Below are 7,445 nucleotides of genomic sequence, written 5' to 3'. Positions count from 1 at the left end.
TCCTAATGAACACACTTTTGTAGCTTCCATTAATAAGGCAAATATATTTTCGTTTTTAATAGCCGCATTTTGTAATAATTCAATTTGATTGGAAACTATTTCTGTATTCGCATGTTGAAGATTCGTAAGCATTTCTATTTGATATGCTTTTTCTTCCTCTGTGGCTCTAATTACTTCAGCTGGAATTATTGTTGGAGAACCTTTTGAACTCAAGAATGTATTAACTCCAATAATTGGAAATTCACCCGTGTGTTTTAAGGTTTCATAATACAAACTTTCTTCTTGAATTTTAGAACGTTGGTACATAGTCTCCATTGCTCCTAATACCCCGCCGCGTTCTGTAATTCTATCGAATTCTTGTAAAACAGCATCTTCCACTAAATCCGTTAATTCTTCAATAATAAACGAACCTTGAATTGGGTTTTCATTTTTCGCCAAACCTAATTCTTTATTAATAATCAACTGAATAGCCATAGCTCTTCGAACCGATTCTTCAGTTGGTGTAGTTATAGCTTCATCATAAGCATTGGTGTGTAATGAGTTGCAGTTGTCGTAAATCGCATATAACGCTTGCAAAGTTGTACGAATGTCATTAAAATCAATCTCTTGTGCATGTAATGAACGTCCAGAAGTTTGAATATGGTATTTCAACATTTGCGCTCTTTCGTTGGCTCCGTATTTATTTTTCATGGCTTTCGACCAAATTTTTCTGGCAACCCGACCAATTACCGCATATTCAGGATCGATTCCGTTAGAGAAAAAGAAAGATAAATTTGGACCAAAGTCGTTAATGTTCATTCCTCTACTTAAATAATATTCGACATAAGTGAATCCATTAGCTAAAGTGAATGCTAATTGGGTAATTGGATTGGCGCCCGCTTCAGCTATATGATAGCCCGAAATAGAAACCGAATAAAAATTACGAACGTTTTCTTTAATAAAATACTCTTGCACGTCGCCCATTAAACGCAAAGCAAATTCAGTCGAGAAAATACACGTGTTTTGCGCTTGATCTTCTTTTAAAATATCCGCTTGAACAGTTCCTCTAACTTGAGCTAAAGTTTTAATTTTTATATTGTTATAAGTAGCTAAAGGTAACACTTGGTCACCTGTAACCCCCAAAAGCATCAAGCCTAAACCATTATTTCCTTCAGGCAAGTCGCCTTGATAAGATGGTCGAGATGTACCTTTTTTCTTGTATATTTCAATGATTTTAGCTTCTACTTTATTTTGCAAACCATTTTCAATAATGTATTTTTCGCAATTTTGATCAATAGCAGCATTCATAAAGAATCCTAACAACATGGGAGCTGGTCCGTTAATAGTCATTGAAACAGATGTCATTGGATGACTCAAATCGAAACCAGAATACAATTTTTTAGCATCGTCTAAACAACAAATCGAAACTCCTGCATTTCCGATTTTCCCATAAATATCAGGACGAATGTGAGGATCGTTACCATATAAAGTTACGGAATCAAAAGCGGTTGATAGACGTTTTGCAGGTAATCCTGCAGAAACATAATGAAAGCGTTTGTTAGTTCTTTCTGGCCCGCCTTCTCCTGCAAACATTCTACTAGGGTCTTCGCCTTCTCTTTTAAATGGGTATAATCCAGAAGTAAACGGAAATTCTCCGGGTACGTTTTCTTGTAAGTTCCATTTTAAAATATCACCCCAAGCTTGGTATTTGGGTAAAGCCACTTTTGGAATTTGCGAATGCGACAACGATTCGGTATGCGTAGCAATTTTAATTTCTTTATCACGAACTTTAAAACTATATATTGGATTTTTGTATTTGTTTACTTTTTCATCCCAAGTTAAGATGATTTCCCAATTGTAGGGATCAAAGTTCATTTTTACTTTATCAAATTCTGCTATTAGTAGTTTAATAAAATCCGATTTGTCATTCTGAACTTGTTTCAGAATCTCTTCAGAATCTAAACCAAATTTAGACAAACTCAGTTTAGCATTTGAAACTGACTCCAAAGTTTTAAAAATTCCATATAATTTTTGAGCTACTTCTACTTGAGATAACGCCGTTTCATCATATTTTCTATTGTTTTCTGCAATTTCAGATAAATAACGGGTTCTGTGAGGTGGAATTACAAAAATTTTCTCACTCATTTCGCGTGTAACTTCAAAAGTCGATTTTAAATCGGCTCCTGTTTTTTCTACAATTTTATCCATAATAGATGTGTAGAGCGTATTCATTCCAGGATCATTAAACTGCGAAGCTATTGTTCCAAAAACAGGCATGGTATTGGTATCTACATCCCACAGATTATGGTTGCGTTGGTATTGTTTTTTTACATCACGAATGGCATCTAAAGCGCCACGTTTGTCGAATTTATTTAAGGCAACTAAATCAGCAAAATCTAGCATGTCAATTTTTTCTAACTGTGTTGCGGCGCCAAATTCGGGAGTCATTACATATAACGAAACATCAGAGTGTTCTATAATTTCCGTATCTGATTGTCCAATTCCAGAAGTTTCTAAAATAATGATATCGTATTTAGCAGCTTTTAAAACCTGAATTGCCTCTGCTACATATTTTGACAATGCTAAATTCGATTGACGTGTGGCTAATGAACGCATATAAACACGGGAATTGTTAATCGCATTCATACGAATTCTATCACCTAATAAAGCACCGCCTGTTTTACGTTTTGATGGATCAACCGAAATTAATCCGATTGTTTTTTCTGGAAAATCAATTAAGAATCGACGAACTAATTCGTCTACTAAAGATGATTTTCCTGCTCCACCCGTTCCAGTAATTCCTAAAACAGGAATTTTAGAAGATTCATTCTTTATATGAATTTGGTCAAAAACAGACTTAGCAATATCTGGAAAATTTTCAGCCGCTGAAATCAATCTCGCAATTGCTGTTGGGTTTTTCTCTTCTATATGAAATAATTCTCCTGTTAATTTATCTCCAATTGGATAATCTGAACGTTGCACTAAATCATTAATCATCCCTTGTAATCCCATGGCACGACCATCGTCTGGAGAATAAATTCTTTCGATGCCATATTCATGCAATTCTGAGATTTCTGAAGGCAAAATTACGCCACCCCCACCGCCAAATATTTTGATATGACCTGCCCCTTTTTCCTTAAGTAAATCGTACATGTATTTAAAATACTCATTATGACCGCCTTGATAAGATGTCATAGCAATAGCATTCGCATCTTCTTGAATGGCAGTATTTACAACTTCTTCTACGCTTCTATCATGTCCTAAGTGAATCACTTCTACACCTGTAGCTTGAATAATTCTTCGCATGATGTTAATAGCAGCATCATGTCCGTCAAAAAGAGACGCTGCTGTAACAATTCTTACTTTATTGACAGGAATATAAGGTATTTGTGGCTCCATTTTTAAATATTAATCGATTTTAAGGGTGCAATTTACGAATTTAATAATTTTTATCTCTAATTTAAAGAAGTAAAAAATCAACAAAAATTTAAAAAATTACTTATTTGAATTTATAAATTAAAAGTATCTAAAATCAAAATAGTTGAACTAATTACAATCGAAAATATACTATTTGGTAAAAATATTTGTTATAAAATTTAACATGTGTACCAATAAGTATAACAAAATATTAACAGTGTTAACTAACTATTATTCTGATATTTGCGTATTAATAGTTTTTAAGGTTAGTTTTTAGTTAAGAAACAACTGGAATTTAGGTTTCAGTTGTTTTTTTATGTTTTTTCTGATTATTTATATACCGAATTACTTCCGAATTAAATATTTCCCATTTTTCAACATTTACTACATGTCCACAGTTTTCTATAACTAGTAATTTTGATGTTTTAAAATGACTTTCCACTACTTTTCTTACTGATGGTAAAAACATATAATCTTCATTACCCATTACATATAAGGTAGGCACTTTCAATTCAACTTGACGAAACCATTTTAAAATCGGGTTAATTTCGGCTGTTAGTTTAAACCATTTAATAAATTCCTTTTGATAGAGTTTTTTTGCTTCATTGATGAACAACAAACGAGATTGTTTGTGATTTTTATTTGGCATAATTACAAATGCGAAAAAGCGATACAAAACCAAATAAGGTAAAACGTACTTAAACATATTGCCTAATCGCATTAAAATTTGTGAGCGGAAATTCATTTTTAATATAGCGCCGCCCATAATCATACTTTGCACTCTGTTTTCGTACATTTCTGCAAATTGTCGGATAACTATAGTTCCTAAAGAAATACCAATAAAATGTGATTTATCGATATTTAAATGATTTAAAACCTCTAAAACATCATTAGCAATGGCTTTAAATGTATATTTTTTTGTAATTTTTTCTTTTGAATTGCCATGACCACGTAAATCTAATAGTAAAACATTAAAATGACTTTTAAACTCTTTAATTTGTTTAAACCAAATAGAAGAGCTACCACCCGCGCCATGAACAAATGTTACCCATTCGGTGGTGTTTTTATTTTCGTATGTGGTATAAGTTATCATTTTTATTTGTAAATGTATAGCTTTTCTTGCAACAAAGTGAAATAATCAAATGCTTTTACTATACGAGTTCCATACCAAGAAAACATTTCTCCATCTACAAAAATAGTTTTTGCGTGATGTGTATGTCTTCCTAATTCGAAAGCATGTTCATCTGAAAAAGGAAAAGGTTCGGAAGACAAAAACACAAAATCAGGATCGCCTTGAATACGCATTTTATTAATAACCACTTCTGGATATCTTCCTTCATATTTTGGATTGTTGTCATAGATATTCACTAATCCATTCATTTTTAGCATCTCATTAATAAAGGTATCTCCAGCAGCAACCATGTATGGATTTGCCCAAATAAAATAGGCAACTTTTTGTTTGGCATTTTCTTCAAATTTTGAAGCTACTAAAGTTTTAAATTTTTGGTGTCCGAAGTTTATTTTGTCAATCCAATTTTGTGCATTCGTGCGTTTATTAAATAGATTTCCAAAATCTTCAATCATTTTATTGTTGTCTGCAATCGTAATAATATCCGTCACCCAAACTGGACAAATAGTTCTCAATTGTTCAACGATTTCTTTTGTGTTTTCTTCTTTATTAGCAATAATTATATCGGGTTGTAAGTCTTTAATTTTATCGTATTTAATGTTTTTTGTGCCACCAATTATGGATTTTGTAGATTTAAAATGAAACGGATGCACACAAAATTTAGTAATTCCGACAATATCATCTTCCAAACCCAAATCGAATAATAACTCCGTTTGTGAAGGCACTAAAGAAATAATTCTTTTAGGTGTATTTTCGAAAGAGTGAGTTGTACCAAGTTGATCAGTGAATTGTTTCATTTTTTTTGGTAATAGGTATTGTTTGACTGTTGCCTAGAGTAAACTTTTTACATTTTACTTAAAATCTCTTCCATTTCTTGTTGCAACTTCAACGCTTCTTTCCTAGCCTTTTCAGCAAAATCAGTTCCGTTTGATGCGTAAATAATACCCCGAGAAGAATTGATTAACAACCCGATGTTTTCATTCATTCCGTATTTACATACTTCAGCTAAACTTCCGCCTTGAGCACCAACTCCTGGAACTAATAAGAAACTATTTGGTACAATTTTACGAATTTCAGTAAAATATTCTGCTTTTGTAGCACCTACAACATACATTAAATTCAGGCTATTTTTCCAATTTTTAGACGTTTCTAAAACCGTTTTGTACAATTCTTGTCCATTTGTATTTAATGTTTGAAAATCAAAAGCACCTTCATTTGACGTTAAAGCCAACATTATAGTATGTTTGTTTTCAAAAGCCAAAAATGGTTCTACGGAATCTTTTCCCATGTAAGGTGCTACTGTAACCGAATCAAAGTTTAAATCTTCAAGAAAAGCTTTGGCATACATGGTTGATGTATTTCCGATATCACCACGTTTTGCATCGGCAATAGTAAAAATATTGGGATAGTTGGTGTTTATATAATCGATTGTTTTCTGTAAGGATTGCCAACCTTTTATACCGTATGCTTCATAAAAAGCGGTATTTGGTTTGTAAGAAACACATACATCATGAGTGGCATCAATAATAGCTTTGTTGAATTCGAAAATTGGATCATCTTTCGATAAAAAATGTGTTGGAATTTTAGTTAAATCCACATCTAAACCAATACATAAAAATGATTTTTTTAGACGAATTTGCTCAATAAGTTGTGATGTAGTCATTTTATAAATATTGTTAGGCAAATTTACAAATTTGGAATTTAAATCTATTGAATTTTTAACAATAAATTATTAAAAAAGCTTTTGTTTTTAAAATTCAAGGTTCTATTTTTGTGCAAAATAAATTAATCTTTTGAAGAAAATAACAAATATTATTTTATATGTTTTTTTACTATCTGTAATTACTCCCGCATTTCAGGGTGTATTTGAAGATAGTATTAAAACTGTTACTTTATTAGATATAGATGAAAATGAAAAAGATGCAGATAATTCTGAAGAAAAAGAATTAGAAAAAAATGAATTGGATTTTTTTGACAAAATAATATTTACAGAAAAAGTTTATATAACAAATTCAATTAATGATTACAGAGTAAATTTATTTCATTTTTTAAGTAATCATAAATCTCAATTCAAAGAAATTTTTTCTCCACCTCCAGATATAGTTTAATATGATTTCGCTTTTCGATGTTTGAATTTCACATCGTAAAATAATTTATTAAATTTATATTTTTAGTATGTCAAAAAAAATCAATCTTTTTGCAAACCTTAAATCTGATTTTGCTTCAGGTTTAGTGGTTTTTCTAGTGGCTTTGCCATTATGTCTCGGTATTGCATTAGCAAGTGGAGCACCTCTATTTTCAGGTATTATTTCGGGTATTGTGGGCGGTATTGTTGTGGGATATTTAAGTCAGTCCCATTTAAGTGTTTCTGGTCCGGCAGCAGGATTAACTGCAATTGTTTTAACTGCAATAACAGATATAGGTTCATTCAATGCCTTTCTTTTAGCGGTTTTACTTGCAGGAATAATTCAGTTAATATTAGGTTTTATTAAAGCTGGAAGTATTTCAAATTATTTTCCAAATAATGTTATTGAGGGCATGTTGGCCGGAATTGGTGTTATCATTATTTTAAAACAAATTCCTCATGCCTTTGGATATGATCCAGATTTTGAAGGTGATGAATCTTTTTTTCAACCAGATGGACAAAATACTTTTTCTGAAATTTTCAATATATTTGATCATGTTCAAATAGGTTCGATTATTATAGCCGTTATTTCGCTTACCATATTAATTTTATGGAATAAAGTTGACTTTTTAAAGAAAATAAAACTAATTCCACCAGCTTTAGTAGCAGTTATTGTTAGTATTTTATTAAACGAATTTTTTATTCAATCTGGAAGTAATTTAGCGATTGTAAAAGAGCACTTGGTTAGTTTACCAGTTCCAACTTCTTTAGAGGAATTCAAAAATATCATTGTAA

General features: G+C 31.5%; 6 protein-coding genes. 2 read left to right on the top strand and 4 right to left on the bottom strand.

All coding sequences use genetic code 11. The annotated features are described in order from the left end of the window. The 4 genes from ACIQ2I_RS06610 to pyrF form a co-directional block, all read right to left on the bottom strand. Window positions 1-3,378: methylmalonyl-CoA mutase family protein (locus tag ACIQ2I_RS06610; RefSeq protein WP_396181642.1), on the bottom strand; the 3,378-nt coding region annotated here is incomplete at its 3' end. A gap of 313 nt (window positions 3,379-3,691) precedes the next feature. Further along, entirely contained in the window at window positions 3,692-4,489 is a 798-nt protein-coding gene (locus ACIQ2I_RS06605; protein ID WP_396181641.1) for an alpha/beta fold hydrolase, read from the bottom strand. A gap of 2 nt (window positions 4,490-4,491) precedes the next feature. After that, entirely contained in the window at window positions 4,492-5,322 is an 831-nt protein-coding gene (locus tag ACIQ2I_RS06600; RefSeq protein WP_396181640.1) for an ABC transporter substrate-binding protein, read from the bottom strand. A 47-nt stretch (window positions 5,323-5,369) separates the two neighbouring features. Further along, the gene (gene pyrF, locus ACIQ2I_RS06595; RefSeq protein WP_396181639.1) at window positions 5,370-6,188 is read right to left on the bottom strand and encodes an orotidine-5'-phosphate decarboxylase; all 819 of its coding nucleotides are present in this window, start codon (window positions 6,186-6,188) and stop codon (window positions 5,370-5,372) included. Between the two features lie 130 nt (window positions 6,189-6,318). On the opposite strand from pyrF, the gene ACIQ2I_RS06590 reads away from it, so the two are divergent. Together ACIQ2I_RS06590 and ACIQ2I_RS06585 are read left to right on the top strand one after the other, a co-directional pair. Then, complete coding sequence (locus tag ACIQ2I_RS06590; RefSeq protein WP_396181638.1) at window positions 6,319-6,633, top strand: hypothetical protein; 315 nt, start codon at window positions 6,319-6,321, stop codon at window positions 6,631-6,633. Between the two features lie 67 nt (window positions 6,634-6,700). After that, window positions 6,701-7,445: SulP family inorganic anion transporter (locus ACIQ2I_RS06585; RefSeq protein WP_396181637.1), on the top strand; the 745-nt coding region annotated here is incomplete at its 3' end.

Origin of the sequence: Flavobacterium sp. (assembly GCF_044368995.1) — a bacterium.
Taxonomy (GTDB): domain Bacteria; phylum Bacteroidota; class Bacteroidia; order Flavobacteriales; family Flavobacteriaceae; genus Flavobacterium.
Note: the sequence above shows the minus strand (reverse complement) of the source record. Positions and strands in the feature narration are given on the sequence as shown.